The sequence below is a fragment of the Amycolatopsis sp. NPDC114484 genome (genome assembly GCF_055633755.1).
In genome coordinates, this window is record NZ_JBVKDQ010000017.1 from 1 (window position 1) to 24809 (window position 24809).

Genomic DNA, 24809 nt, shown 5'->3' on the forward strand with positions numbered 1-24809 from the left:
CCGCTACGAACGCAAACCCAGCCACTACCTCGCCTTCCTCGCCCTCGGCGCCGCCATCACCTGCTACAAGAAACTCACCAAATGAGACATGCTCTTAGTGCTAGGGTCGTGCGGCAGCGGGACCGGCCCCCCGGAGGAGATAAACCATGCCCGGTACGGACCTGAGTTCCGACCGCCGTCCCGGGCGGCGGCGGTGGCTGGCCGGTCTCCTCTCGGCCGCCGCGTTGCTCGCCGTGGGCTGCGGTCAGCCGGAAGCCGGGGCGAAACCTCCAGCACGGAGTGCCGAAGCGCCGCTCGCGCTGGTTTACAACGGGCCGCAGGGGTGTGCTGAGTGCGGGCCGGCGATGGCTGAGCTGCTGCGCCGGGCGCCGCAGCACTACCGGGTCGAGTACGTGGGGCCGGGCACCGGGAAGCCGCTGACCGCGGCGGTGCTGGCGGAGGCGCAGTTGTACGTCCAGCCCGGCGGCGGCCAGGACCTCGACCGGACCTGGGACGACCTGAAGGGTTCCGCCGACGCGGTCCGCGACTGGGTCCGGGGCGGCGGCAGCTACCTCGGCCTGTGCTTCGGCGGCTATCTCGCGGGCCGCGATCCGGGGTTCGGCCTGCTGCCCGGCGACACCCACGGGTACGCGGGTTCTCCCGGCGCCACGGTTCCGGACGAGCGCGACACCGTCATCGAGGTCAGCTGGCGCGGGAAGGCGCGGCACATGTATTTCCAGGACGGGCCCGTGTTCCGGCTGGACGAGGGGGCCGGCGCGACGGTGCTGGCGACCTACGCCAACGGGGCGGCCGCGGTGGCCGTCACGCCGTACGGCAAGGGGCGGGTCGGCGTCAGCGGTCCGCATCCGGAGGCCGACGCCTCCTGGTACGACGAGAAGGGGCTCACCAATCCCGACGGCGTCCGGATGGACCTGGCCTACGAGCTGATCCAGGCGACCGTCTCGCGGTAAACGAAATACCCGCGCGCGAATGTTTTTCGCGGGCAGGGCAATTGCGGTGCCCACGGTGAACTCAAGTGGGTGACTTGTGCGCCCGGCGGTGCTTTCGAGTTGTCGGCGGCGGTGCGCGTTGATTCGATGCGATCATGGTGCGCTGGGCGGGTGGGAAAGCGGTCCGGCGGTGGGCCGCGCAGGTTCTCGTGACGGCAGTCGCCGTGTCGGGCGTGGTGGTGGGCGGCGCGGCTCCCGCGTCCGCGCAGGCGTGGCCGGTGGAAGGCGAACAGAGCCCGTCCGTTTTCGACTGCGACCATCTCTATTACAGCAATTTCCGCTCGGGCATGCAGTTCCGCAATGATGCCGCTGGGGATGCCGAGATCCACAACACCGTGATCAGCAAACGAGCGGGCAGCGGCCTGCCGGATTACTGGTCGACCAATATGGCGCTCGGCAAGGATCCCGACACCGGCCGTCCCGCGGCGTTCTATTCCAGTTACACGAGCGCGAACCGGAAGCTGTACAAACACGTTTCCGGCACCGACGCGGTCACCGACGAGATCGCGAACGGCGAGACCCGCGACCTGCCCGCCGGGGTGAACTGGGGCGGGACCACCGCGGATCCGAACACCGGGATGCTCTTCGGCGCGCAGAACGGCGGCGCGCCGAAGCTGTTCGGGATGAACCTGTCGACCGGCGCGACGACAGTCTGGACCAGGGGCTCGAACCTGACGCCACTGCCGTCGAACGATCCCGTCTTCCTCGGCGGATCGCTGGTGCCGGACCTGTTCGTGGACGCCGACGGCGGCGCGTACTACGGCATCTCCTACGGCGGCTCGACCTACGTCTACCGGCTCGATCCGGCGACCGGGACCACGACGCGGGCGGTTCGCGTCGTCGGACCGGGGTCGGGCAACGGCTTCAACAACTACGGAATGGCCTACTTCCACGGTTCGATCTACCTCGGCCACTACGGCGGCGCACTGTACAAAGTGGACCCGCGGACCGGCGCGTCGGCACTGGTTCCGGGAGGCAACGCCCAGAGCAACCAGGCCGGGCGGATCACGTCCGAATCCGGCGGCTCCTGGGCGATCACCGACCTCGCCAGCTGTTCGATCGCGCCGAACCTGACCTCCCGCCTCGTGGTGCGCAAGACCGCCAGTGAGCAGACCGCGAAGCCGGGGGACACCGTGCGGTACACGGTGACGATCACCAACGAGGGCGACGCGCCCGCCCCAGCGGCGAGGCTGACCGACGACCTGAGCGCGGTCCTCGACGACGCCGCGTACAACAACGACGCGGCCACCACAACCGGCGGCGCGCCGACGCCGACCCAGCCGGGCTACGACGGCCGGCAGCTGACCTGGACGGGGGCGATCGCGCCGGGCGACACCGTCACCATGACCTACTCGGTGACGGTGGGAAAGCCGCCCGGCGGGGACAAAAAGCTGACCAACGTCGTGACGGTCCCGGAAAGCAACTGCGCTGAGCCGTCGAAGGATCCGGCTTGTTCGACGGTCGTCCCTGTCGCCACACTGAAAATCGCGAAGCACGCGTCGCCCGCCGACCCGAGCCCGGGGAGCGTCGTCTCGTACACGGTCACCGTGACCAACGACGGCAAGGCTGAGTGGACCGGAGCGCGGGTCACCGACGATCTGACCGACGTCCTCGACGACGCCACCTACAACAACGACGCCAGCGCAACCGGATCCGGCACAGTCGCCTACGACGAAGCAGGACGAGCGCTGCGGTGGAACGGCGATGTCGCGGCGGGGACCACGGTCACCATCACGTACACGGTGACCGTCGCCGACCCGCCGCGCGGAAACCGTCGCCTGACCAACCGGGTAGTGGGCCCGGACGGTTCGAACTGCGGCACGGACCCGTCCTGCACCACGGACGAACCGATTTCCGGCTTGGTGATCCGGAAATCGGCCTCGCCCGCCACCGCGAAGCCCGGCGACACCGTCACCTACACGATCACCGCCGAGAACATCGGCGGCGCGACGGCGACCGCGGTCCGCCTGACCGACGATCTCACCGGCGTGATCGACGACGCCGTCTACGACAACAATGCCGCCGCCACGATCGGCAGCACCCCCGCACCGACACAACCGGGATACGACCCGAACACGGCGAAACTGACGTGGACCGGCGACCTCCCCGCCGCCCAGACCGTCACGATCCGCTACACGGTCACCGTGCACTCGCCGCCGCGCGGGGACCACAAATTGCACAACACCGTAACCGGCCCAGAGGGCTCGAACTGCGCGCCGAACAGCAAGGACTGCATCACCGAAACTCCCATCGGCGCACTCGAAATCAAGAAAATCGCGGACAAGACCGACGCCAAGCCCGGCGAGCGGGTCAGCTACACCGTGACCGTGCGCAACATCGGCGAGGCCGCCTATCCCGGAGCGTCGTTCACCGACGACCTCTCCGGCGTCCTCGATGACGCGACCTGGAACAACGACGCGACAGCCACCTCAGGCACCGCATCCTTCGCCGCCCCGCGATTGCACTGGACGGGCGACGTCCCGGCCGGAGCGACCGTGACCGTGCGGTATTCCGTCACCGTCGGCACCCCGCCCGCTGGTGACAAGCGCCTGCGCAACCTCGTCACCGGACCCGGCGGTTCGACCTGCCCGCCCGGGACCACCGATCCGGACTGCGGCACCGACACCGGCATCGGCGCCCTCGAATTGTCGAAGACCGCGTCACCCGCGAGCGCGAAGCCAGGCGACAAGGTCACGTACACGGTGACGGCCCGAAACCCAGGCAACGCAACCTATCGAGGCGCGCGGTTCACCGACGATCTGAGACGCGTCCTGGACGACGCGACCTACAACCACGACGCCACCGCCACTTTGGGCACAGTCAGCTACACCGAACCCACCCTGACCTGGACCGCCGACTTGCCCGCGGGTGCGACCGCGACGATCACCTACTCGGTCACCGTCAGCTCGGCGAGCACCGGCGACAGCGAACTCCGCAACACGATCACCGGCCCGCCCGACTCCAGCTGCCCGCCCGGCAACACCGATCCGGACTGCAATCCGGTCACCCCGGTCGCCCGCCTGCACGTCAAGAAGACCGCGACCCCGTCGGAGCCGAAGCCCGGCGACACCGTCACCTATACCGTCCTGGTGGCCAATGACGGCAAGGCCGCTTACCGCGGCGCGTCCATCACCGATGACCTCACCGGTGTCCTCGACGACGCGAATTACAACAACGATGCCCGCGCGACCAGCGGCACAACCGCTTACGCCGCACCGAAACTGAGCTGGAACGGCGACGTCGAAGCGGGTGCGACGGTGACGATCACCTACACCGTCACCGTGCACAATCCGCCGACTGGCGACAAGAAACTCGCCAACGCGGTCACCGGCGGCGGCAACTGCCCGCCGGGCGGTCACGACCCGGACTGCGGGACGGTCACGCCGTTGCCAGCGCTGAAGATCACGAAGAGCGCGACCCCGGCGGAGATCAAGACCGGCGACCGCGTCAGCTACACGATCACCGTCAAGAATGTTGGTGCGGCCGATTACCGGGCCGCGTCGTTCACCGACAACCTCGCGGGCGTACTCGACGACGCGACCTACAACGGCGACGCCAAAGCGGACACCGGCACCGTCGCCGTCACCCCGCCGAGTCTGACGTGGGCGGGAGATCTGGCGAAGGGCGCCACCGCGACCATCACCTACTCCGTCACCGTCACCAACGCGGGCGACCATCGGCTTGTCAACACCGTCACCGGAAGCGGGTCGAACTGCCCGGAGGGCTCGACCGATCCGGATTGTCGCGTCGTGCTGCCGAAGCCGCACCTGCGGATCACCAAAACCGCCGACCCCGCGATCGCCGAGCCTGGCGGGAAGGTCACTTACACCGTGACCGTGCGCAACATCGGCGAGGCACCGCAGCCGGACGCGTCGTTCACCGACGACCTCTCCGGAGTCCTGGACGACGCCGTCTACAACGGAGATGCGAAGGCGACCTCTGGAACCGTCCGTTACGACCGCCCGCGTCTACAGTGGACTGGCTCGGTGGCGGCGGGTGCACAGGTCACCATCACGTACTCGGTGACAATCGGGGATCCGCCGCGTGGCGACAAGGTCCTGCGCAACGCAGTGACTAGCCCCGACGACACGAACTGCCTGACCCGGGACCCGGCTTGCGGCACCGAAACCCCGGTGCGCGTCATGACCGTCACCAAGCGGGCAGGCGTGGCGACGGCGAAACCGGGGGAGAAGGTCACCTACACCGTCGATATCGTCAACACCGGCACTGCCGCCTATCCGGACGCGGCCTTCGTGGATGACCTCTCCGACGTTCTGGACGACGCCGCCTACAACCAGGACGCCCAAGCCACCAGCGGCACCGTCGAGCAGACCGGCTCGCGGCTGACCTGGCACGGGAAGCTGGCGGTCGGCCGGATCGTCACGGTGACCTACTCGATCACCGTCAAACCCGAAGCGGCTGCCGGGAGCCATCTGCGCAACGTGGTGGTCTCGCCGAATCCGGGAACCAGTTGCGTCACCGGCGCCGAACCTGGTTGTTCCACCGACACTCCGGTCACTCCGGGGACACCGCCGACTCCCGGGACGCCGCCGACCGGCCCGCCGGGCACGCCGCCGCTGGCCTCGACCGGCACGCCGTTCCGGGACCTCCTGTTCGGCTCGCTGTTCAGCTTGCTCAGCGGGTTCGCGCTGCTGGTCGCCTCCCGGCGACGCAGGCCGCGGCGCTGAAAATCGCTGGCGGACCGGGTCGTGCGGAAGGCAGGGTTCCGGGGGTGCCGATCTTCGTGGTGACCGGAATCCAAACGGCGGGCAAGTCGACGGTGGCGCAGGCGCTCGCCGAACGGCTGCCGAAATCCGCGCACGTGCGCGGTGACGCGTTCCGGCGGATGGTGGTCAACGGCCGGGCCGAGATGGGCCCGGCCGACCCGCCCGCCGAGGCGATCCGTCAGCTCCGGCTCCGGTACGCGCTCGCGGCCCAGGTCGCGGACGGATACGCCGACGCCGGGTTCACCGTGGTGCTGCAGGACATCGTGCTCGGCGAACACCCGACCGAAATGGTCGGCGCGCTGCGGACGCGGCCCTGTTACGTCGTGGTTCTTGCGCCGAGCGCCCAAGTGGTGGCGCAGCGTGACGCGGCTCGGCAGGCGGCGCGAGGGAAGGTCGCGTACCAGCCGGGCGACACGGGCATCGCCGGGCTGGACGCGTACCTCCGCGAGGAGACCCCGCGCATCGGGCTGTGGCTGGACACTTCGGAGCTGACCGTCGAGGAGACCGTCGACGAGGTTCTGGCCCGGGCCGAAGCCGAAGCGGCGGTCTGACCGGCGTCAGTTCGGCGGCTGCTGCGGGCCTTCGCCCGGGTTGGGCTGCTGCCCGGGCTGGGGGTAGCCGGGCTGCTCCGGCTGGGGGTAGCCGGGCTGGGGCGGCTGGGAGTAGCCGGACTGCTGACCGGGCTCCGGCTGAGGGTAGCCAGGCTGCGGCTGACCGGGTTGCGGCTGGCCGGATTGAGGATAACCAGGCTGCGCGTAGCCGGTCTGCGGATGTCCGGGCTGGCCGTAACCGGCCTGCGGGGCGAACCCCGGCTGCCCGCCCATCGGGTAGCCGCCCGGCGGGAAACCGGGCTGCGGCGCACGGCCGGTCTTCATGACGGCGAGCACGACCAGCAGCCACGACAGCACCTCGAGAAGGCTGAGCGGGATGCCCACGGCCAGGAAGATCGTCGACATCTCCGAGCTGCTGAGGTGATCCGACGCCATCCAGGACGCGACGTTCGTCAGCATGAGCTGCCAGGCGATGTTCAGCGCCGTGGTGACGAGCATGACCGCGAAGGCGGCCACCATCAGCCCGGAGCCGCCGCGCGAGCGCCGGCCGATCGAGAGGATCAGGCCGAACAGCCCCACGATCAGCAGCAACGTCTGCGGGAGGATCTGGAGGATCGTGTTGGTGAAGGTCGTCATACCTGCTCTCCGCTCAAGGAACGTCGGGCAGATCCTAGGGGGCGGCCCCGTCCGGCGTGGCCGGTTCGCCGAAGATCCCGGTCTCGAAACGGCTTCAACTTCGGTGCTCGGCAAGATATCCGGCGAACCGCTCGTCGACCTCCCCGGCAGTGAGGCCGAAGTCGGCGAGGTCGTAGCGGTGCTTCGGTTTCGCGTCCCCGGTGCGGCTCCGCTCGTGCAGCGTGGTCATCGCCTCGCGCGCTCGCGGGGCGAGATCGAGGCCGAAGTGCTGGTAGACGCCCTCGACGGTGCCGATCGGGTCGGCGACGAAGTCTTCGTAGCGGACGTCGCAGAATTGCGCCGGGTTGTGCCGCTGCCGGGCGGCCGCGAACTGTTCCGCGCCGCGCGCCCACAAATCGAGCTGGCTGCGTCCGACGACCTCGCCGCGGAAAGTGTCCGACCATCCTTCCGAAGCCTGCTCGGTCAGGCTGCACACGGACGCGATGATGGTGCTGGGCGCGCGGTGGGTCTGCACGACCAGCGCGTCGGGGTAGACCTCCAGCAGCGCGTCGAGGGCGAACAGGTGGCTCGGGTTCTTGAGCACCCAGCGGCGGCCGGCGTCGGGCAGGCCGATGAGCTGCAGGTTGCGCCGGTGCCTGCGGTAGGCGTCGGTCCAGTCCTGTCCGTCGAGCCAGCGCGAGTAGCCGGGCACGTGCGCGAGGCATTCGTACGAGACGGATTTCAGCGACTGCCGCAGCAGCTGCCAGCATTCCTCGACCTGGTCCGCCGACATGTGGTGCAGGCCCATGAACTCGGGATGTTCGACGTGGTGCTGCTCGTAGCCGGACTGGATCGCCTGGAAGACCGGGTTTCCCGCCCAGGTTTCGCGCGGCGGGCGCGGTTGCGGCATCTCGGTCAGCCACACTTCGAGGCCCTGGTGCGCCGGGTCTTCGGTCAGCAGCCGGTGCAGCGCCGTGGTCCCGGTGCGCGGCAGGCCGGTGACGAAGACGGGCCGCTCGATGGGCACGTCGGCGTACTGCGGGTTCTGTTTCCACGAAGCTTCGCTGAGCGACCGCGCGACCAGGGCGCCACGCAGGAAAGCCCGGTGGACTTTGTTGCCGTACGGGGTCAAATCGGCTTCTCTGGCGTAGGAATCGAGCAGCACGCGCAGGCCTTCGAGATGCTCGTCGCCGCCGAAATCGTCGAGGCCGGTGAGTTTCGTGGCGGACGCGTGGAGGTCTTCGACCGTGCCGACGCTGTCTCGTCCTGGACGCATGCTTTTCCCCTCAGTGATGGTATTCGCCGGCGTTCACGTCGAGGCACTGCCCGGTGACGCAGCGGGCGAGCGCGGACGCGAGGAAGACGACGGTGTCGGCGATCTCGTCCGGTTCGGGGAGACGGCGCAGATCGATCGTCTTCGCCGTTTCCGCGTACACCTGCTCGGCGGATACCCCGCGTTCCTTGGCCAGATAGGCGAAGTACCACTTGAGGTTGTCCGCCCAGATGTAGCCCGGCGCAACGGTATTGACCCGGATGCCGCGCGGGCCGAGTTCCGAAGCGAGACTCTGGGCGAGCGCCAGCAAACTGGCCTTGGCCATTTTGTACGCGCCGAAAGTGCGCCGGGAGTGCCGCAGCACGGCCGAGTTGATCATCACGACCGAACCTGCGCTGTCGGCGAGCGCGGAGGTGCAGAGCCGGGTCAGGCGAAGCGCCGCGATCACGTTGGTTTCGAACCCAGCGCGCACGGCGTCGAGATCGACGTCGGCGAGGTCGGTGATCGGCGGGACCGCGAAAGCGTTGTTCACCACCGTGTCCAGCCGGCCGAACTCGCTCAGGGCGGTTTCGACGAGCGCGGTGGCCGAGGCCTCGTCGGTGATGTCGGTGGGCACCGAAACGGCGCGGCGGCCGAGCGCCTCGACCTCGGCGGCGACTTCCGCGAGCCGGGATTCGGTGCGGGCCGCGAGGACGACGTCGGCCCCCGCCGCGGCGGAGCGCAGGGCGATGGAGCGGCCCAGTCCCGGGCCGATGCCGGAGACGAGAACCACTTTGCCGGTCAGGAGATCCACGGTTCAGCCCAGCATCCTGGCCGCGACGGCGGCCTGTCGCGCGGCGATCCGCTCTGCCCATTCCTCCGGCGTCACGCGGGCGTCGGAGTGATAGGGCATCCGTTCGGCGAGTTCGCCGAACTTGACGACCTCGACCTCCGGACCGTCCTTTTCGGTCAGTTCCCGGGAAAGCCGCTGCCAGCGGATCTGGACGTAGCCGCGGTCGTGCCCGGTGCGTTCGAGCCAGTTCGCGAGGCCGGGATCGCGTTCGCTGATCACGAACCGCATCTTGCCGTCCGGGTCGACGCGGGCCTGGTCGGCGGTGAGGCTGGTCTGGTGGTTCAGGTAGTCCAGCGAGACATACCAGGTGCTGCCGAGCTGGATCCCCTGGTACGGCGCGTCCGAACGGGGCACGGTGACGATCATGACCTCGTCGTCGGCGAGTTCGTAGTGCCCGGCCGAGGAATACTGGGTGGGCAGGCCGCCTGGCGTGCTGCGCGGTTCGGTCATCGTGTTCACCGGCAGGTTCAGGTAGAACCACTTCGGGAAGGCGAGGAATGTCCGGATCCGGCTGAGCAGGATCTTTCCGGTGACGCCGTAGCGTTTCTCCATCGCGGTGCGCGTGAGGGCGGGCGGCGCCTGGCCAGTGGTGCCGGCGCAGCGGAGCTGGATCGTGCCGCGCCGTTCGGTCGCCCAGTCGCTGTAGACCTCGCGGACGACGAGCATCGACGAACCCGGGCCCAGCACGAAATACCCGGGCCCGGGATCGGGTTTCGCCGGGCCGAAGCGGATCTCGAAGGAGCCGTCGGCGGCGACCGGGATGTCGCGGTCGTCGAACGCCGTCATGCTGTCGGGCACCTCGACCGGCGTGTAGTCGCCGTTGAGGACCTGGAAGCTCAGGTCGGCGGTGGTTCCGCGGGTTCCGGTGACGACGTATTCGCGGTCCTCGCGGATGTTCGCGTTGAAGTACAGGGTGTCCGGGTTGTCCAGGCCCATTTTCGTGTACGGGCCGGTGGAGAGGGTGAAGTACGGGAAGTCGCGGTCGTAGGCCCACGCGGTCTGGACCGAGGCCCGGATGCTGCCCGCGAGGTAGTCGTAGCCCTCGATCAGGTCCTGTTCGGTCCGCACGTGCGGAGCCTCGGCGATGATCTTTTCGGCTTCGGCGATCGCGCCGGCGAGCGGTTCGGTCAGCACCGGAGACTCCTCACACTGGTCCAACTCTGTACCGGAATGGTACGTTCGGTGTTGGTTGAGACTAGAACGCGTTCTAAGGATGGGTCAATGGCGGTTACCCGGCGCTCGCCGCCGACGCAGCGGGTCGTGCGGCTGCTGGACTTCTTCACGGTCCGGCCGGGGCAGCGGTTCGGGCTTTCCGCGCTGGCCCGCGAACTGGACCTGAGCAAGCCGACCTGCCTCGGCATCCTGACCGAGCTGACCGCGAGCGGCTACGTGGTCCGCGACCCCCGGACGACGACCTATCGCCTGGGACCGGCGATGATCGCGGCCGGGCGCGCGGCCGGGGAGGGGTTTGGCGCCAGCGAGATCGCCCGCACCCGCCTCGAAGAACTCAGCGCCCGGTACCAGGCGACGTGCACCGCCTCGGCCGTGGTCGACGGGCGCATCCTGATGCTGCAGAGCGCCGGACCGGGGAAGGTGCGGCTCGGCGAGACGTATCCGTTCGCGCCGCCGGTCGGGCTGATGTACGTGCTGTGGGACGCCGACTCCGCCTTCGACGCCTGGCTCGCCACGCCGCCCGCGGTGCCGGTGCGGCTGGACGAGGAGTATCTGCGGCGCGTGGTCGCCGAATGCCGGGAACACGGCTACCTGGTGGAAAGCCTGACTTCAGCGGGCCGCCGGCTCTACACGCTGATGGCGGGCGTGGCGGCGGGAGACTTGCCGCCCGAAGTCCGGGGACTGGTCGGCGAGCTGGTGTCGAGCCTGGGGGAGCGGGTGTACCTCGGCGCGGACCTGGAACCGCGGAAGAAGCACGCGGTGAGCCTGCTCGCCGCCCCGACTTTCGACGCGTCGGGGCGGCAGGAACTGGTGCTGACGCTTTCGGTCGGGGAGCCGATCACGGGTGCGGAAATCGCGCGCCGGGGCGCGGCGCTGGCGGAGGTCGCCGACGCGGTGACGGCGGAGACGGGCGGGCTCCGTCCCAGCTAGCATGGGGGGATGGCCACGGATCCGGTGCTCGTCCGGATCGGCGAGGCGGCCCAGCTGAACCACCGAGGCGAGCGGGACGCGGCGCGGGGCTTGTTCGACCGGCTCTGGGCGGAGATCGGCGAGCAAGGGGACCCGCTGCGCCGGTGCACCCTCGCGCACGCGATGGCGGACGCGCAGGAGGATCCGCGGCAGGAACTGGCGTGGGACCAGCGGGCGCTCGCGGCCGCCGATCTGCTGACCGATGCCCGGCTGGCGGAGGCCGGGGTGCCGCTTCCGGCCGCCGGGCTGTATCCGTCGCTGCACCTGAACCTGGCCGAGTGCTACCGCAAGCTCGGCGATCTCGGCCGGGCCCGCGAATCCCTCGAGCGGGCGCGGGCCACGATCGGCGCGCTCGGCGACGACGAGTACGGGCAGCTGGTCAGGAACGGCCTGCGGGAAGCGGCCGAACGGCTGGCCTGACCGGTCAGGCGGGCTTGCCCCACCTGTTCGCCGTCAGCTTCCAGTTCGGCTGGTCCTTCGTGGAGACCAGCGTTTCGTACAGCCGCTCGTACCCCGTGCCGCTGATCCGCCACACGCCGTCCTCGCGCCGGTAGGTGTCCTCGTAGTACGCGGCTCCCTCGATGACCACGTGGTGCTCGGCGACGATCACCTTGTCCTGGAACAGCCACCGGCCGGTCGCGGTGTCGCCGTCGATCTCGATTTCCGGATGCCCGGCGAAGTGCATGGTCGTGACGCCGGGGCCGACGGCGGTGCGCAGGAACTCCATCAGCGCGTCGCGGCTGCCGAAGTTCAGCGGTTTGCCGTAGGAGGGCGTGCCGTAGTGCACGCGGGCGTCGGCGGTGAGCGTCTCCTCCATCTCGTCCCAGAGCTTCAGATCGAGGCACCGGAGGTAGCGGAATTTCACGCGGCGGATCTCTTCGAGCGCGACCAGGTCCATGCGCCCCAGCGTCCTCCGCCGCTTGACCCGGCGCAAGAACCTGTTCTACTTTTCTGTCCTCGAACCCCGGAAGGGCGGATCCGATGGCGACCCAGGCACCCCCGGCCTACGAGCTGAGCCACCTCGGTGCGCTCGAAGCCGAAGCCGTGCATGTCTTCCGCGAGGTCGCGGCGACCTTCGAGCGGCCGGTGCTGCTGTTCTCCGGCGGGAAAGACTCGATGGTGATGCTGCACGTCGCGGCGAAAGCGTTCTGGCCCGCGCCGCTGCCGTTCCCGGTGATGCACGTCGACACCGGGCACAATTTCGACGAGGTGATCCGGTTCCGCGACGAAATCGTCGACCGCTACGGGCTGCGGCTGGTGGTCGCGAGCGTCCAGGACGACATCGACGCGGGCCGGAGCGTCGAGGATCCGAAGGCGGGCCGGAACCGGCTCCAGACGGCCACCTTGCTGCGCGGCATCCGCGAGAACGGCTTCGACGCGGTGTTCGGCGGTGCGCGGCGCGACGAGGAGAAAGCCCGGGCCAAGGAACGGGTGTTCAGCTTCCGCGACGAATTCGGGCAATGGGATCCCCGGCGGCAGCGGCCGGAATTGTGGAATCTCTACAACGGCCGCCACCGCAAGGGCGAGCACATCCGGGTCTTCCCGCTGTCGAACTGGACCGAGCTGGACATCTGGCAGTACGTCGAGGCGGAGAACGTGACCCTGCCGTCGCTGTACTACGCGCACCGCCGATCGGTGGTCCAGCGCGACGGGATGCTGCTCGCGGAAAGCCGGTTCCTTGCTGTCGGCGACGGCGAAGTTCCTTATCCGGCAACGGTTCGCTTCCGCACGATCGGGGACGCGACCTGCACCGGTTGCGTCGAATCGACCGCTTCCTCGCCGTCGGAAGTGGTGGCCGAGGTCGCCGCGACGCGGGTCACCGAGCGCGGGGCGACCCGGGCCGACGACCGGATTTCCGAGGCCGGGATGGAAGACCGCAAGAAGGAAGGCTACTTCTGATGAGCGCCGGGGACCGGGTCACGACGGTGCGGCTCGCCACCGCGGGCAGCGTGGACGACGGCAAATCGACCCTGATCGGCCGGTTGCTGTTCGATTCGAAGACGGTGTTCACCGACCAGCTCGAAGCGATCGAACGCACCAGCCGCGACCGGGGCGACGCGTACCCGGACCTCGCCCTGCTGACCGACGGCCTGCGCGCGGAACGCGAACAGGGCATCACCATCGACGTCGCGCACCGGTATTTCGCGACGCCCAAACGGAAGTTCATCATCGCCGACACCCCGGGACACGTGCAGTACACCCGGAACATGGTCACCGGAGCGTCCACTTCGGACGTCGCGCTGATCCTGGTCGACGCGCGCAAGGGAGTACTCGAACAGTCGCGCCGGCACGCGTTCCTGGCCAGTCTGCTGGGCATCCGGCATCTTGTCGTGTGCGTGAACAAAATGGACCTCGTCGATTGGTCGCAGGAACGATTCGAGGAAATCCGCGAGGACTTCCGCCGGTTCGCGATGAAACTGCAGGCCCCGGATCTGACTTTTGTCCCGATGTCCGCGCTGCACGGGGACAACGTGGTGCACCGGGGCGCGAGCATGCCTTGGTACGAAGGCACTTCGCTGTTGCATCACCTGGAGCAGGTGCACGTCGCTTCGGACCGGAACCTCGTCGACGCGCGCTTTCCGGTGCAATACGTGATTCGGGAGCACAGCCGGGACTTCCGCGGCTACGCCGGAACGGTGGCCGGTGGCGTGTTCAAGCCCGGCGACGAGGTGACCGTGCTGCCGTCCGGATTCACCACGACCGTGCGGGCGATCTGGGGTCCCGGCGGGGTCGAGGTGCCGGAGGCGTTCGCCTCGCTGGCGGTCACCATCGAGCTCGCCGACGAGTTGGACCTCAGCCGCGGCGACCTGATCTGCCGTCCGGGCAACCGTCCGCACGTCGGCCAGGACGTCGACGCCATGGTGTGCTGGTTCTCCGAACAGGCCGCACTCGCTCCGGGGGCGAACTACCTCGTCCGGCACACCACCCGCGAGACCAAGGCCGAGGTCCGCGCGCTCGACTACCGGCTGGACGTCACCACGCTGCACCGCGACGAGGCCGTGGAGTCGCTGTCGCTCAACGAAATCGGCCGGATCCGGCTGCGGACCCGGCAGTCGTTGCTGTTCGACCCCTACCTCCGCAACCGGCCGACCGGCGGTTTCCTTCTGGTCGACGAGCACTCCGGAGACACCGTCGGGGCGGGCATGATCACCGGTCCGAGCACGACCGCGCCGAACGTGGTCTGGCATCCGGCGGCGGTGTCGCGGGACGAACGCGCGACCCGCGGCCGCACCGTCTGGCTCACCGGGCTGTCCGCCTCGGGCAAGTCGAGCGTGGCGGTGGAACTGGAGCGCAGGCTGGTCGCCTCGGGCCGGCCCGCCTATCTGCTCGACGGCGACAACCTGCGCCACGGCCTCAACGGCGACCTCGGATTCGCCCCGGCGCACCGGGCCGAGAACATCCGCCGCGTCGCGGAGGTCGCCAAGCTCTTCGCCGACGCCGGGGTAGTGGCTGTCGTGTCGTTGATCAGCCCGTATCAGGCGGACCGCGAACTCGCGCGCGCCGTGCACGAAACCGCGGGTCTGCCGTTTTCGGAAATCTTCGTCGACACCCCGCTCGAAGTCTGCGAGGACCGCGATCCGAAGGGCATGTACGCCAAGGCCCGGTCGGGAGAGATCACCGGATTCACCGGAGTGGACGCGCCGTACGAACGGCCCGTGTCGCCGGATCTCGTGCTGCGCCCGGAAAACGGCGATCCCGCGACGATGGCCGCGTTGGTTCTCGCTGCGTTGGAGTGACGCGCCGGCGGCGCATGATCTCATGACAGTGACCCCGTGCGGTCCGACCTGGAGCTGGTCCGGCTCGCCGCCGAGGCGGCGAGCCGGATTCCGGGGTCTGGTCAGCGCAGCAAAGCGAGGCACCTGATCCCGAACCGGTCGCCGTAGTTGTTGAAGTAGGAGACCAGACTGAAACCCTTCCCGACCCAGACCGGATTCTGCCAGCGGCAGGCGGCGTGGAAGTCGATCGGGACCGAGGTTCCGTGCCCGGCACACCGCCAGGACGCGACATTGTCGCCGACGGTCGCGTCGGAATAGCCGAGGGAATTGCAGTATTGGTTGACCGCGACTCCGCTGACATCGGAGTAGGCGGAAGGGCTGGTCCAGCACCGGCCGCCGTTGTCGGTCACGGTGAATCCGGCCGCGACCAGGTCGGAAAATTGCCACCGGCAGGCAGTGGCGAGCGGAACCGCGGTGTCGATTCTCTGGTTGCCGATGCAGAACCAGACGCCGGAGCGCCGGACGACGTCCGCGAACCCGGAAGCTTGGCAGAACTCGCGGAGCATCAGGCCGCCGAGGTCGCCGATGGTGGCGGGCGAAGCAGGCGAAGCGGACCTGGCGGGTGCAGCGGACGCGGAGGGGGAAATGAGCAGGAATGCGAGCAATGCGCCGCCCAGCGCGGCCAGCAGCGATCTGAACCGTGATTTTCTCATCGGAAATCCGTCCGTCTCTGTCCGGAATTATCGCTTTGTGGTGCGCCTCGCGAAGCGGTCCGGGTATCTTTGCGCGCAGGGACGGGTGAGCACAATCTGCCGATGAGCGTAAGCCGCACGGTCATTCGCGCGACGCGGCGGAAACGTCCGTGATGATCCGGCGCGCGAGCGCGGCCGACGAGCCGGGGTTCTGCCCGGTGTACAGGGTGCGGCCGACGACCACGCGGGACTTCAGCGGGAGTCCGGCGGTGTAGTCCGCGCCCGCCTCCTTGAGCCGGTCTTCCAGCAGCCACTTGGCTTTCCACGCGAACGGGTTGAACCGTTCCTCGACGTTGGAGAGCGCGGTCATCCGGTAACCGGCGAACGGCCAGGTGCCGTCCGGGTTCTTCGCGGCCAGCGCGGCGGCGGGCGCGTGGCACAGCAGCGCGAGCGGCCTGGCCGAGGACAGCCGTTTGGCCAGCAGCGCGCCGGAAACCGGGTCGACGGCGGGGTCTTCCATCGGGCCGTGGCCGCCGGAATAGAAGACGACGTCGAACTCGTCCGGGTCCACTTCGGACAGATCGGCGGGCTGCGCCAGCACGGGGGAGAGGCGGTCGAGTTCCGCGCGCAGTTTCTTGGCAGTGTGCGGAAGAACGCCGCCTTTGACGCCGAGGCTGAGGTTGTCGACCACCGGCTGCTTGCCGCCGGGCGTCGCGACGGTGACGTCCCAGCCCGCTTCGGTGAAGAGCGTGTAGGGGACGACGAACTCCTCGGCCCAGAATCCGGTCGGATGCTCGGTGCCGTCCTTGAGGGTCCAGACCCGGGCGGCGGACAGCACCTGCAGAACCTTGGTCATCGCGAAACTCCTTGCTGAGGAACCGAATACGGCACAGGCAGGTGGAGGGCGAGCTGGCCTTCGGCGAGCACGTCGAGCCGGACCGGGCGGGTCGGCTTGAGCGAGCGCAGGTCGTCGCTCATCCGGCCGCGGCCGAGTTGGAGATCGATGTCGCGCGGGAACAACGTGCTGCCAGTCGACAGGGCGTTCGTCTGGCTCAGCGTCGAGTGCCAGGTGCCGTTGATCGTCGTGTACGGGGTGAGGGTCGACACGCGTTCGCCGCTGGGGTGCCTGGTCTGCGCGGGGGTGGCGGCGGACAGTGCGAGGTCGAGCTCGCCGGAGTCGTTGGCGACGCGTGCGGTGGTGCGATGCACGTCGATGTCGACGTCCAGTTCGGTGACCCATTTGGGAAAGCCGTACCCGTCGTGGCCGCGGACCTGCGCGATGTCGGTGCTGACCGGCAGCGACAGGACGTAGGAGGCGAGGTGGTCGTTCTTCAGCGCGGCGAGCAGATCGACGAAGCCGAGCTTGCCGTGCCGCGCGGGCTGGACGGCGACGCCGACCGCGGCTTCGGCGTAGAAGTCGATGTCGCACACGTCGTAGCGGAAGAACATCACCGACACCAGGCCGAAGCCGGGCGCGACCTCCAGCGGAGCCAGCTCCCGCGGCAGCCGGGCGCGGATCGCGCGGGAGCGGGCGAGCATGGTCAGGCGGGCCGAGGACATCCGGTAGTAGAAGTTCGGGGTCAGCGTGGACCCGATCGGCGACTCGACCCTGGTTTTCGGCAGTGCGCGGAAGAACTCGACGCTGCTGACGCGCGGGTCGCGGGCGACCTCGTCCAGGTCGGCGTCCATCCGGTAGCGGTCGTACAGGCCGCCCTCGGGCACGGTGACGAGGCGGCCGCCCAGGTCGACCTCCACGGTCTGGTCGATGCCATCGGATCGCTCCCGTCAGGTGATGTATGCGGTGCTCACATCACGGTAGGCCTCGATGTGAGCACTGTCAACACCTGAGGGCGTCAAGCATTCGCCCGCGCGGTGAAGACCGCGGTGAAGGACGCCCTGACCTGGTTCGCGACGTCCTCGGGGGAGGTGCTGGCGAGCTTGCCGTCGAGGTGCAGGCAGGCCAGCCCGTGCACCATGCTCCACCCGCCGATGGTGATAGCGCCCAGGTCGGCCTCGGGGAATACGGCGGCGACGGCGCGGGCGAGCGTCTCGTGCACTGCGTCCGCGGCGGCGACCCGGTCGTCGTTCGTGTCGTCGCAGGCGTTGCCGAACATGAGCCGGAAGAGCGCCGGGCGGCGCAGGGCGAAGTCGACGTACGCGACGCCTAGTTCGGCTAGTTCAGCCACTGTTTTCGGCATGTCGTCTTGGGTCAGGTCGGCGTTCAGGTCGCGCAGACCCTGGGCGGCCAGGGCGGATTCCAGGGCGTCGCGGTCGGCGAAGTGCCGGTACGGGGCGGTCGGGGAGACGCCCGCTTTCCGCGCGACCGCCCGCAGGGAGAACTGCTCGCCCTGTTCGAGCATCTGCATCGCGGTTGTCAGCAGGGCGGCCCGCAGGTCGCCGTGATGGTAGCCGCCCTTCGTCGAAGTTGACACCGCTTACATCGCCTCCTACTCTCATGTGAGCACTGCAAACATACCGCACGGATCGAAGGAATCATGGCGACCTCGCCCTTGTTCGCGCCGTTCGCGCCCGCCCACGGGCCGGAACTGGTCAACCGTCTCGTCAAAGCGGCCATGGAAGAGAACATGGCGGGCCCCGGGCCAGTTGCCCGACGACCGGATCCGCCGCCTGTACCGCTGCTGGAGCGAGGGCGGTGCCGGGCTGCTCGTCACCGGCAACGTGATGGTGCACGCCGAGGCGATGACCGGCCCGGCGGGCATCGTCCTGGACGAGCGGTCGCCGCTGGAGCCGTTCCGCGCGTGGGCGGAGGCGGCCAAGAGCGGCGGTGCGCGGGTGTGGATGCAGATCAACCACCCCGGACGCCAGGTGCTGGCGAACCTGCCCGGCGTCGCGTGGGGCCCGTCGGTGCGCAAGGTGGACCTCGGCAAGCAGAGCAAGCGATTCGCCCAGCCGACCGAGATGACGGCCGACCACATTGGACAGACCGTGGCGCGCTTCGCCGAAACCGCGCGTCGCGCGGAGGAAGCCGGGTTCGACGGCGTCGAGATCCACGCTGCCCACGGGTACCTGCTGTCGCAGTTCCTTTCGCCGCTGGTCAACACGCGCACCGACGAGTGGGGCGGCAGTTTGGCCAACCGAGCCCGGCTGCTGCTCGACATCGTGCGAGCCGTGCGCGACGTGGTGTCACCGGCTTTCGCGGTCGCGGTGAAGCTGAACTCGGCCGATTTCCAGCGCGGCGGATTCGACGCCGCGGATGCCGGCCGGGTGCTCGAGATGCTGGCTCCGCTGGGGGTCGACGTGGTCGAACTGTCCGGCGGCAGCTACGAAAGCCCGGCGATGTCCGGCCGGTCCGCCGACGAGCGCACGGTGGCCAGGGAGGCGTACTTCCTGACGCTGGCGGAAGAACTCGCCCGGACGAGCCCGCTGCCGTTGATGCTGACCGGCGGCATCGTCCGGCGGTCGGTCGCTGAGCAGGTCCTGGCCGGCGGTGTCGACCTGGCTGGGATGGGGACAGCTCTCGCGGTGGACCCTGATCTGCCGGAGAAGTGGCTTCACGGCGAGGACGCCGCTGTCGAACTCGAGCCGGTGCCGATCAAGGACAAAGCGCTGGCGTCCGCGGCGGGGATGGCCCGGGCGCGTCGTCAGCTGCGGCGGCTCGGCGCCGGTCGGGGGCCGCGGTTGCGCACGAATCCCGAGCTGGCCCTAGCGAGGGAAACCGTTCTGCAGCGACGCGCCTCGCGTCGCTACCGCGACTGGCTCGATGCCCGGGGCGTCAGCAGGACGTTTTCGGCGCAGCAGGGGTGACCGCCTTGTTCCACACCGTCGCGGTGGACCCGTCGGCCCTGATCTCCACGATCGGGAACGGTTTCTCCACCGGGTTGCCGTACTGCGCCTGGTCGGAGCTGAACTGGATGGTGCCGCTCGCGCCCGGGACGGCGTTCTGGCACCGCATTTCCTCGATGAGCCCGATTTGGGAAAGGGGCACGCGCACGACCGTGTCGGCGTTGCCGTTCGCGGTGCGGCGGGCGGCGGTCACGGCGACCATCATGGCGTCGTGGCTGAGGATGCCTTCGCCGCTGCCGAGGTCGGCGACGGAGAAGGCCAGCGGGGCGGCGCCGTCGGCCGCGCGGACCGGCTGGCCGTCGCACGCGCCGGGTTTGCCGCTGAAGACCGCCTGGAAAGTGTTGTAGGCCGCCTGTTCCGCGGAGCCGTTGCACGGACCCCATTCGTCAGGACTGGCCAATGAGGTGAACAGCACCCGCACGTGGCCGCCGCGGACGGCGTCGCGGAGGTTGGCCTCGTTGATCGCGGCACCGCCGTCGTCGCCGGTGACGACGGTCAGCTTCCCGTTGGCGCACGGGGTGTTCCCCTGCGTCCAGGACTGCGCGAAGGGCCCGAGATCGGTGCCGCGGCCGGTGAAGTAGACGACCGTCGGGGCGACCGAGCAGAGATTCTGGTCCAGGTAAGCGAATTGGGTGAGCAGCGGGTCGCTGCGGGAGACGCCGGCGGGCAGCGCGCCCGGGGAGGTGAACGGGAACCGGTGCGCCGCGGGCATTTCCTTGACCGCCATCGCGCCGAGCGTCTGGGTGTAGTCGTCGCCGGGGATGTTGTCCTGCACGATCGCGACGCGCGACTGGTCCGGTTCGATGCTCGCGATGTACCGGGCGGCGGCCGCGACGGAATGGGTGTTGGTGGGCGAGGTGCGGAAGAAGCCGGTGTTGAGCTTGCCCTCCGGGGTGAGGTTCATGGTGTCCCCGGTGACCGTCGCGCCGATCACCGGCAGACGCGCCTGGCCGGTCAGTTTCGCCGCCGCCGCGCGGGTGCCGTCCAGGCTCTGCCCGAGCCCGATCACCGAGACGACGTGGTGGGCGGCCGCGTGTTCGGAGATCTTGTCCACGGCCTCGGACCAGCTCGAGTACTGGCTGCCCATGTTGGCCAGGAACAGCTTCACCTTCGGCGCGCTGCCCTGGAACGCGGCGGTGTGGTTGGCCCGCCACACGCCGGTGAGCGCGCCCTCGATGTCGGGATACAGATCGGGGTAGAGCCGGGTGTCGACGCCTTCGTTCGGCGTCATGTCCTGAAGCAGCACCACGGAGACGTAATCGCCGGTGACGGCTTCGTTGCTGGCCCGGACCGTCTTTTCCAGGTCCCGCATGTGGTCGGGTTCGTTCTCCCGGAACTGCGAGCTGTCCAGGTTGATGCCGACGCACGCGTCGTTCGAGTCCGCGGACATGCCCTCCCCGCACGGAGCGAACAGAGGAGGGACGAAGATGCCCGCGGCGACGAGGACCACCACAGCCGTCGTGGCGAAGCCGGTGGCCAGCACCGGACGCCGCAGGACCCAGTTGGCCAGCCGCGGGAATTTGTACGGGAACCAGCGCAGGAATTTCTCCAAGCGGCTCATCGCGCTCCTGTCGGGGAAGAGGCTTACTGGCTGTCGAATCGCGCGGCGGCCTCGATCAGCGCGTCGGTGTCGACCCGCGCCGAGCAGTTGCTGGCCAGCCGCTGGAAATTCCGGCGGATCCGCTGGTCCCGCACCGGGTCCGGCACGGTGTGCGCGTCGCGGGAAAGCCAGAGCAGGGCCACGATGCAGCTGACCGCGGCCTCGGCCGACGCCCGCCCCGGCCGCCCGTCCGGCACGAGCCGCGCGACGATGTCGTCGACCGGGTCGAGCGCGGGCCACCGGCACGGGGCGGCGGTCACCTGGTCCACGAGCCGGATCCAGTCCGGGTGCTCGGCCTCGGCGAACTGCCGCACCAGTTCTTCGGCCACCTTGTCGAAGTTGTCGCAGGCGAGGTGGTAGTACAACCGGCGGGCCAGGTCCGAGTCGTCGCTCGGCCCGGCGCACGTGGCCGCCATCGCGCTGAACACGTCGGCCCACGTCATGGTCACGGCGTGCCGGTCGGAGGCGCTCTGCGCGTGCAGGCCCGCCATCAGGCAGGCGAGCAGCCACGGATGCAGGACGGCGGGATGCTCCTGTTCGGGCGCGGCGACCGGCCACAGCGGCGAGGGGCGGGCGGCGAAGGTGCTGACCCAGAGGTTTTCGCGCAGTGCGTTCAGGATCTGGTTGGCACCGGGAAAGGCGACGGGACTCAATGCGGCCGACCGGCCGGGCTGCCGGAGCTGGACCGCCACCGCGACCGCCTGCGGAACGACGACGTGCAGCGCGTCCGCCAGCAGCGACCTCGGCAGGAAGGCGGTCAGTGCGCGTTCCCACAACGCGATTCCGTTGTACGGCTGGAACAGCAGCGAACGGGCGAGCGGCTCGGCGTCCGCCGGCAGTTCGCCGGCCCGGCGGCCGATCTCCTGCGCGGCGGCGGGGAGCCCGCCGGAGAGGCGCTGGACGAACTCGTCGAAGACGGCCGGGTCCCAGTCCTCCGGGGCGGCCGGGGCGAGTTCGCGAAGCACCTCGGGGCCGGGCGGGTCCAGCCAGACGGGGTACCAGGCCCGTGCCGGGGCGGCGCCCGCCCCGGCGGCGGCCAGATGCTGGGTCCACTGTTTGAAATCGGCCTGGGACAGCAGGGGGACCGGTCGCTTGCCCGGGCAGTCCGCTTTCGTCCGCCACGGTTCCCGCCACCCCTGGCCCCAAGCGGCCGACCACCGGTCCATCGCCGCCACGATCAGCAGCGGATCGCGCTCGGGCAACCGGTTCCGCCGTGCCCGCACGAACGCGGTGAGGAATGCGTGGCCGGCGGGGGCGGCGTCGACGTTGTCGATCAGCAGGGCCCAGGCGTGCTCGTGCGGACCGTCCTGACCGTGCGGGGTCAGGCAGCGGCAGCGCCGCACCGGCGTCGTCCATTGGTCGGCGCTGCGCGACAAATCGGTCAGGAACGCGCTCATCACGTGCGGAAGCGGATCCGAATCGCGCCGGCTCAGCTCGATCAGCGAGTCGATCGTGCCGGCTCCCTCGAGCAAGCCGCTGAACCACTTCAGCGCCTGCCGCACGCCTCGCCGCCGCCGGTTCGCGAAACGCAGCAGCGCGCCGATTCCGCTGCTGACCGCTTGCTGGACCGCGGGACCTGGCACCTGGTCGCCGATCCCGGACAGCGACAGGGCGAACTGGACCGCCGCGCCGGTCATGTCCGCGACCCCCTCGTCGTCCTCCTGGTGCAGGTAGCTTCCGACGAGCTGGAGCACGTGCGCCCGGGCGGCGTCCCGGTCCTGCGGCAGGATTTCGTTCAGGGCCAGCAAGGAAAGCCCGACGCGGTGGAAGCTCGGGTCGCGCGGCAGGTTGTCCCAGTGGCGCGCCAGCAGGAAGGAGACACAGGCGACGGCGGAGATCGGGTCGGCGACCCGGGCGTCCTGGAAATCGAGCCGGGCGTGGACGAGCGTGCCGCCGCAGGCGCCGGCGATCGCTTTCAGGGCGGTGCTCTTGCCCGCGCCCTTCGGCCCGAGCAGCGCGACCACCGGCTCCGGCACGGACGTTCCCTCCGCCGGCCGCCGGAACGCCTGCCGGACGAAGAGCTCTGCGGCGGTGATCACGGGTGGTTCCCCCAGGTCTCGGACACGCTGTTCGGCTCGCTCGCGGTGCGAGGCACGGCAGGAGGTGTATCGGTTCAGATGTGGGACGCGTCACAGGTACCGCGCCGGTTCACTCAAAAGTGTGGCCGTCTCGGCCGGTCGCGCAAGCGGCTGTCCGGGGGTGTTCCGCTGGACCGAAGGCTACGGGCGGCGTCGTGCCACGATCGGGGGAAGCTTCGCGAGCGCGGCGTTCGCGGGCGCCTTTTTGTCTGGGTGGCTCCTTAATGTTCGGGTCATGGCAAAGGACGAGCGCGAACGGGCGCGGAGGGTGCTGGGCTTCGCTCTCGACGTGGCGATGCAGATGTTCCGGCAGGGCATCGAAACCGCCGTCATCGTGCGCACGGTCCGCGGGCTCGCGCTCGCCGGCGGCGTGGAGGACCTGCGGATTTCGGTGGGAGTGCGGGCGATTCACCTTCAACACTGCCCGGGCCGCGGCGAAGAGCCGCTGGTGCTGTTCGGGAGCGTGCAGGCGAACGACGCGCGCGACATCGGCCGGATGGGAGAGCTGGAGGCGCTCGCGGTTCGTGCGGGCGCCGGTACGATTTCGCCCGCCGATGCCGAGCGCGAAGCCGAAATCCTCGCTCAGGCGGGGCCGACGTGGCCGTGGTACGTCAGTTTGCTCGGCGGGTGCCTGCTCGCGGCGATGATTTGCCTGCAGGCGAACGGGACCGTGCTCGCCGCGGCGGTGTCCGCCGGGTTGTTCGTTTTCGCCAACCGCGTCGGGTGGGCGTTGAGCACGGTCGGCATCGCGGAGTTCTTCCAGCTCGCGGCCAAGGCGAGCGCGGTGGTGGCGGTCGCGATCGCCTTGCTGTCGCTCGATGTGCTCACCGGGCACGAAGCGGCGAGCCTTTCGGCGGCGAATCTCGTGCTGCTGCTGCCGATTCTGTCGCTGGTGTCGCTGGTCGAGGACGCGGTCGGAGACTTCCATCTGATGGCCGCCGCGCGGATCGTGACGGTGCTGCTGCTGACCGGGGCGATCGCGACCGGGGTGATGGTCGTCGTGTCGGTGGCGAACGACCTGGACGTCCTCGGGGCGGCCAGCCGCGTTTCGCTCGCCGCGCTGCCGCTCGCCCTGGTGCCGGTGACGGCGCTGGTCGGGTCGCTGGGGAACGCGATCCTGATGGGCACTCCCGCGCGGTGGTGGCTGCTCGCCTGCGTGGCCGGACTGGTGACGTCGCTGGTGAACTGGGCGGGACGGTCCGTGCTCGGCCTTTCCGCGCCGGTGTCGATTTTCCTTGCCACCACGGTGCTCGGCCTCCTCGCCGGTGCGGCGGCCCGGACTTTGAAGGTGCCGACTGCGGTCGTCACGATCCCCGGTTTGACCGGTGCTGTGTTGCCGGGTCCGGCGATGTATCTGAGTTTGTCGCAGGTTTTCGTGCGGGTTCCCGGTGCCTGGGACGCGGTGGCGGAGGCGATCGTGTCGACGGCGGCGATCGGTGTCGGTGTTGTGCTCGGTTTGCAGCTTGCTGCGTTGCGCCGTCCGGCGGCGTGGGTGCCGGGCGAGTGCCGCCGCGGGGAGGTCGATCCCGCTGCTTGGCGGGGAGGGGGTGAACGGCGGGAATTTCGCTGAGGGACTCGCTGGTGCGGCAGCTCGGGCTTTGAGGGTGCCGATTGTGGTTGTCGCGATTCCTGGTTTGACTGGTGCTGTGTTGCTGGGTCTGGCGATGTATTTGAGTTTGTCACGGGGTTTCGCCCGCGTGCCCGGCTCGTGGGGACGCGGTGGCGGAAGCGATCGTGTCGGTGTCGTGCTCGGTTCGCAGCTCGCGGCGTTGCGCCGACCGGCGGCGTGG

20 protein-coding genes are annotated in these 24809 nt (G+C 69.4%); 9 read left to right on the top strand and 11 right to left on the bottom strand.

The genetic code is table 11. The features are described from left to right. Nucleotides 1–146: 146 nt before the first annotated feature. From ACZ7SW_RS33300 to ACZ7SW_RS33310, 3 genes are all read left to right on the top strand, one after another. Nucleotides 147–950: a BPL-N domain-containing protein gene (locus tag ACZ7SW_RS33300; RefSeq protein ID WP_470234330.1), complete on the top strand. Its 804-nt coding sequence runs from the start codon at nucleotides 147–149 to the stop codon at nucleotides 948–950. A gap of 188 nt (nucleotides 951–1138) precedes the next feature. Next, on the top strand, nucleotides 1139–5677 hold the full coding sequence (locus tag ACZ7SW_RS33305; protein ID WP_470234331.1) for a DUF7927 domain-containing protein: 4539 nt from the start codon (nucleotides 1139–1141) through the stop codon (nucleotides 5675–5677). Nucleotides 5678–5721: 44 nt separating this feature from the next. Then, a complete protein-coding gene (locus ACZ7SW_RS33310) occupies nucleotides 5722–6267 on the top strand; it encodes an AAA family ATPase (protein WP_470234332.1) in 546 nt (181 codons plus the stop codon). 6 nt (nucleotides 6268–6273) lie between these two features. Here ACZ7SW_RS33310 and ACZ7SW_RS33315 read toward each other — a convergent pair whose 3' ends face one another. The 4 genes from ACZ7SW_RS33315 to ACZ7SW_RS33330 form a co-directional block, all read right to left on the bottom strand. Further along, nucleotides 6274–6903, bottom strand: a complete 630-nt coding sequence (locus ACZ7SW_RS33315; protein ID WP_470234333.1) for a hypothetical protein — start codon at nucleotides 6901–6903, stop codon at nucleotides 6274–6276. A gap of 94 nt (nucleotides 6904–6997) precedes the next feature. Beyond that, the gene (locus ACZ7SW_RS33320; protein WP_470234334.1) at nucleotides 6998–8158 is read right to left on the bottom strand and encodes a sulfotransferase family protein; all 1161 of its coding nucleotides are present in this window, start codon (nucleotides 8156–8158) and stop codon (nucleotides 6998–7000) included. A 10-nt stretch (nucleotides 8159–8168) separates the two neighbouring features. Continuing rightward, on the bottom strand, nucleotides 8169–8948 hold the full coding sequence (locus ACZ7SW_RS33325) for an SDR family oxidoreductase (protein ID WP_470234335.1): 780 nt from the start codon (nucleotides 8946–8948) through the stop codon (nucleotides 8169–8171). Nucleotides 8949–8951: 3 nt separating this feature from the next. Then, nucleotides 8952–10121: a hypothetical protein gene (locus tag ACZ7SW_RS33330; protein WP_470234336.1), complete on the bottom strand. Its 1170-nt coding sequence runs from the start codon at nucleotides 10119–10121 to the stop codon at nucleotides 8952–8954. 87 nt (nucleotides 10122–10208) lie between these two features. On the opposite strand from ACZ7SW_RS33330, the gene ACZ7SW_RS33335 reads away from it, so the two are divergent. Both ACZ7SW_RS33335 and ACZ7SW_RS33340 read left to right on the top strand, forming a co-directional pair. Beyond that, nucleotides 10209–11090 (top strand): helix-turn-helix domain-containing protein, encoded by an 882-nt coding sequence (locus ACZ7SW_RS33335; RefSeq protein WP_470234337.1) that lies wholly within the window; start codon nucleotides 10209–10211, stop codon nucleotides 11088–11090. A 9-nt stretch (nucleotides 11091–11099) separates the two neighbouring features. Beyond that, nucleotides 11100–11549, top strand: coding sequence for a hypothetical protein (locus ACZ7SW_RS33340; RefSeq protein WP_470234338.1), 450 nt, complete (start codon nucleotides 11100–11102; stop codon nucleotides 11547–11549). Between the two features lie 4 nt (nucleotides 11550–11553). Here the strand turns inward: ACZ7SW_RS33340 and ACZ7SW_RS33345 are convergent, their stop codons facing one another. After that, entirely contained in the window at nucleotides 11554–12027 is a 474-nt protein-coding gene (locus ACZ7SW_RS33345; protein WP_470234339.1) for a nuclear transport factor 2 family protein, read from the bottom strand. An 83-nt stretch (nucleotides 12028–12110) separates the two neighbouring features. On the opposite strand from ACZ7SW_RS33345, the gene cysD reads away from it, so the two are divergent. Both cysD and cysC read left to right on the top strand, forming a co-directional pair. Then, nucleotides 12111–13028, top strand: a complete 918-nt coding sequence (cysD, locus tag ACZ7SW_RS33350; RefSeq protein ID WP_470234340.1) for a sulfate adenylyltransferase subunit CysD — start codon at nucleotides 12111–12113, stop codon at nucleotides 13026–13028. Continuing rightward, the gene (gene cysC / locus ACZ7SW_RS33355) at nucleotides 13028–14866 is read left to right on the top strand and encodes an adenylyl-sulfate kinase (RefSeq protein ID WP_470234341.1); all 1839 of its coding nucleotides are present in this window, start codon (nucleotides 13028–13030) and stop codon (nucleotides 14864–14866) included. The genes cysD and cysC overlap by 1 nt, the downstream gene beginning before the upstream one ends. A gap of 101 nt (nucleotides 14867–14967) precedes the next feature. On the opposite strand, the gene ACZ7SW_RS33360 is transcribed toward cysC, so the two are convergent. From ACZ7SW_RS33360 to ACZ7SW_RS33375, 4 genes are all read right to left on the bottom strand, one after another. Continuing rightward, entirely contained in the window at nucleotides 14968–15558 is a 591-nt protein-coding gene (locus ACZ7SW_RS33360; RefSeq protein WP_470234342.1) for a hypothetical protein, read from the bottom strand. A gap of 121 nt (nucleotides 15559–15679) precedes the next feature. Further along, nucleotides 15680–16393 (bottom strand): type 1 glutamine amidotransferase domain-containing protein, encoded by a 714-nt coding sequence (locus ACZ7SW_RS33365; protein WP_470234343.1) that lies wholly within the window; start codon nucleotides 16391–16393, stop codon nucleotides 15680–15682. Beyond that, entirely contained in the window at nucleotides 16390–17292 is a 903-nt protein-coding gene (locus tag ACZ7SW_RS33370) for an acetoacetate decarboxylase family protein (protein ID WP_470234344.1), read from the bottom strand. The genes ACZ7SW_RS33365 and ACZ7SW_RS33370 overlap by 4 nt, the downstream gene beginning before the upstream one ends. A 98-nt stretch (nucleotides 17293–17390) precedes the next feature. Beyond that, the gene (locus tag ACZ7SW_RS33375) at nucleotides 17391–17969 is read right to left on the bottom strand and encodes a TetR/AcrR family transcriptional regulator (protein ID WP_470234345.1); all 579 of its coding nucleotides are present in this window, start codon (nucleotides 17967–17969) and stop codon (nucleotides 17391–17393) included. Between the two features lie 172 nt (nucleotides 17970–18141). Here ACZ7SW_RS33375 and ACZ7SW_RS33380 point away from each other — a divergent pair, with 172 nt between their 5' ends. After that, nucleotides 18142–19302 carry an NADH:flavin oxidoreductase/NADH oxidase family protein gene (locus ACZ7SW_RS33380; protein WP_470234346.1) on the top strand — a complete coding sequence of 387 codons (1161 nt, stop codon included), beginning with the start codon at nucleotides 18142–18144 and terminating at the stop codon, nucleotides 19300–19302. On the opposite strand, the gene ACZ7SW_RS33385 is transcribed toward ACZ7SW_RS33380, so the two are convergent. Continuing rightward, nucleotides 19271–20902, bottom strand: coding sequence for a type 1 periplasmic-binding domain-containing protein (locus ACZ7SW_RS33385; protein ID WP_470234347.1), 1632 nt, complete (start codon nucleotides 20900–20902; stop codon nucleotides 19271–19273). The genes ACZ7SW_RS33380 and ACZ7SW_RS33385 overlap by 32 nt on opposite strands. Nucleotides 20903–20925: 23 nt before the next feature. After that, on the bottom strand, nucleotides 20926–22980 hold the full coding sequence (locus ACZ7SW_RS33390; RefSeq protein ID WP_470234348.1) for an ATP-binding cassette domain-containing protein: 2055 nt from the start codon (nucleotides 22978–22980) through the stop codon (nucleotides 20926–20928). A 274-nt stretch (nucleotides 22981–23254) separates the two neighbouring features. On the opposite strand from ACZ7SW_RS33390, the gene ACZ7SW_RS33395 reads away from it, so the two are divergent. Continuing rightward, the gene (locus ACZ7SW_RS33395) at nucleotides 23255–24589 is read left to right on the top strand and encodes a threonine/serine exporter family protein (RefSeq protein ID WP_470234349.1); all 1335 of its coding nucleotides are present in this window, start codon (nucleotides 23255–23257) and stop codon (nucleotides 24587–24589) included. Nucleotides 24590–24809 lie beyond the last annotated feature (220 nt).

What these genes read in the sequence shown, in the direction of transcription:
- ACZ7SW_RS33300 (WP_470234330.1), top strand. Translation starts at nt 147, where the DNA reads ATGCCCGGTACGGACCTGAGTTCCGACCGCCGTCCCGGGCGGCGGCGG.
- ACZ7SW_RS33315 (WP_470234333.1), bottom strand. Translation starts at nt 6,903, where the DNA reads ATGACGACCTTCACCAACACGATCCTCCAGATCCTCCCGCAGACGTTG.
- ACZ7SW_RS33320 (WP_470234334.1), bottom strand. Translation starts at nt 8,158, where the DNA reads ATGCGTCCAGGACGAGACAGCGTCGGCACGGTCGAAGACCTCCACGCG.
- ACZ7SW_RS33335 (WP_470234337.1), top strand. Translation starts at nt 10,209, where the DNA reads ATGGCGGTTACCCGGCGCTCGCCGCCGACGCAGCGGGTCGTGCGGCTG.
- ACZ7SW_RS33340 (WP_470234338.1), top strand. Translation starts at nt 11,100, where the DNA reads ATGGCCACGGATCCGGTGCTCGTCCGGATCGGCGAGGCGGCCCAGCTG.
- ACZ7SW_RS33345 (WP_470234339.1), bottom strand. Translation starts at nt 12,027, where the DNA reads ATGGACCTGGTCGCGCTCGAAGAGATCCGCCGCGTGAAATTCCGCTAC.
- cysD (WP_470234340.1), top strand. Translation starts at nt 12,111, where the DNA reads ATGGCGACCCAGGCACCCCCGGCCTACGAGCTGAGCCACCTCGGTGCG.
- cysC (WP_470234341.1), top strand. Translation starts at nt 13,028, where the DNA reads ATGAGCGCCGGGGACCGGGTCACGACGGTGCGGCTCGCCACCGCGGGC.
- ACZ7SW_RS33360 (WP_470234342.1), bottom strand. Translation starts at nt 15,558, where the DNA reads ATGAGAAAATCACGGTTCAGATCGCTGCTGGCCGCGCTGGGCGGCGCA.
- ACZ7SW_RS33365 (WP_470234343.1), bottom strand. Translation starts at nt 16,393, where the DNA reads ATGACCAAGGTTCTGCAGGTGCTGTCCGCCGCCCGGGTCTGGACCCTC.
- ACZ7SW_RS33385 (WP_470234347.1), bottom strand. Translation starts at nt 20,902, where the DNA reads ATGAGCCGCTTGGAGAAATTCCTGCGCTGGTTCCCGTACAAATTCCCG.
- ACZ7SW_RS33395 (WP_470234349.1), top strand. Translation starts at nt 23,255, where the DNA reads ATGGCAAAGGACGAGCGCGAACGGGCGCGGAGGGTGCTGGGCTTCGCT.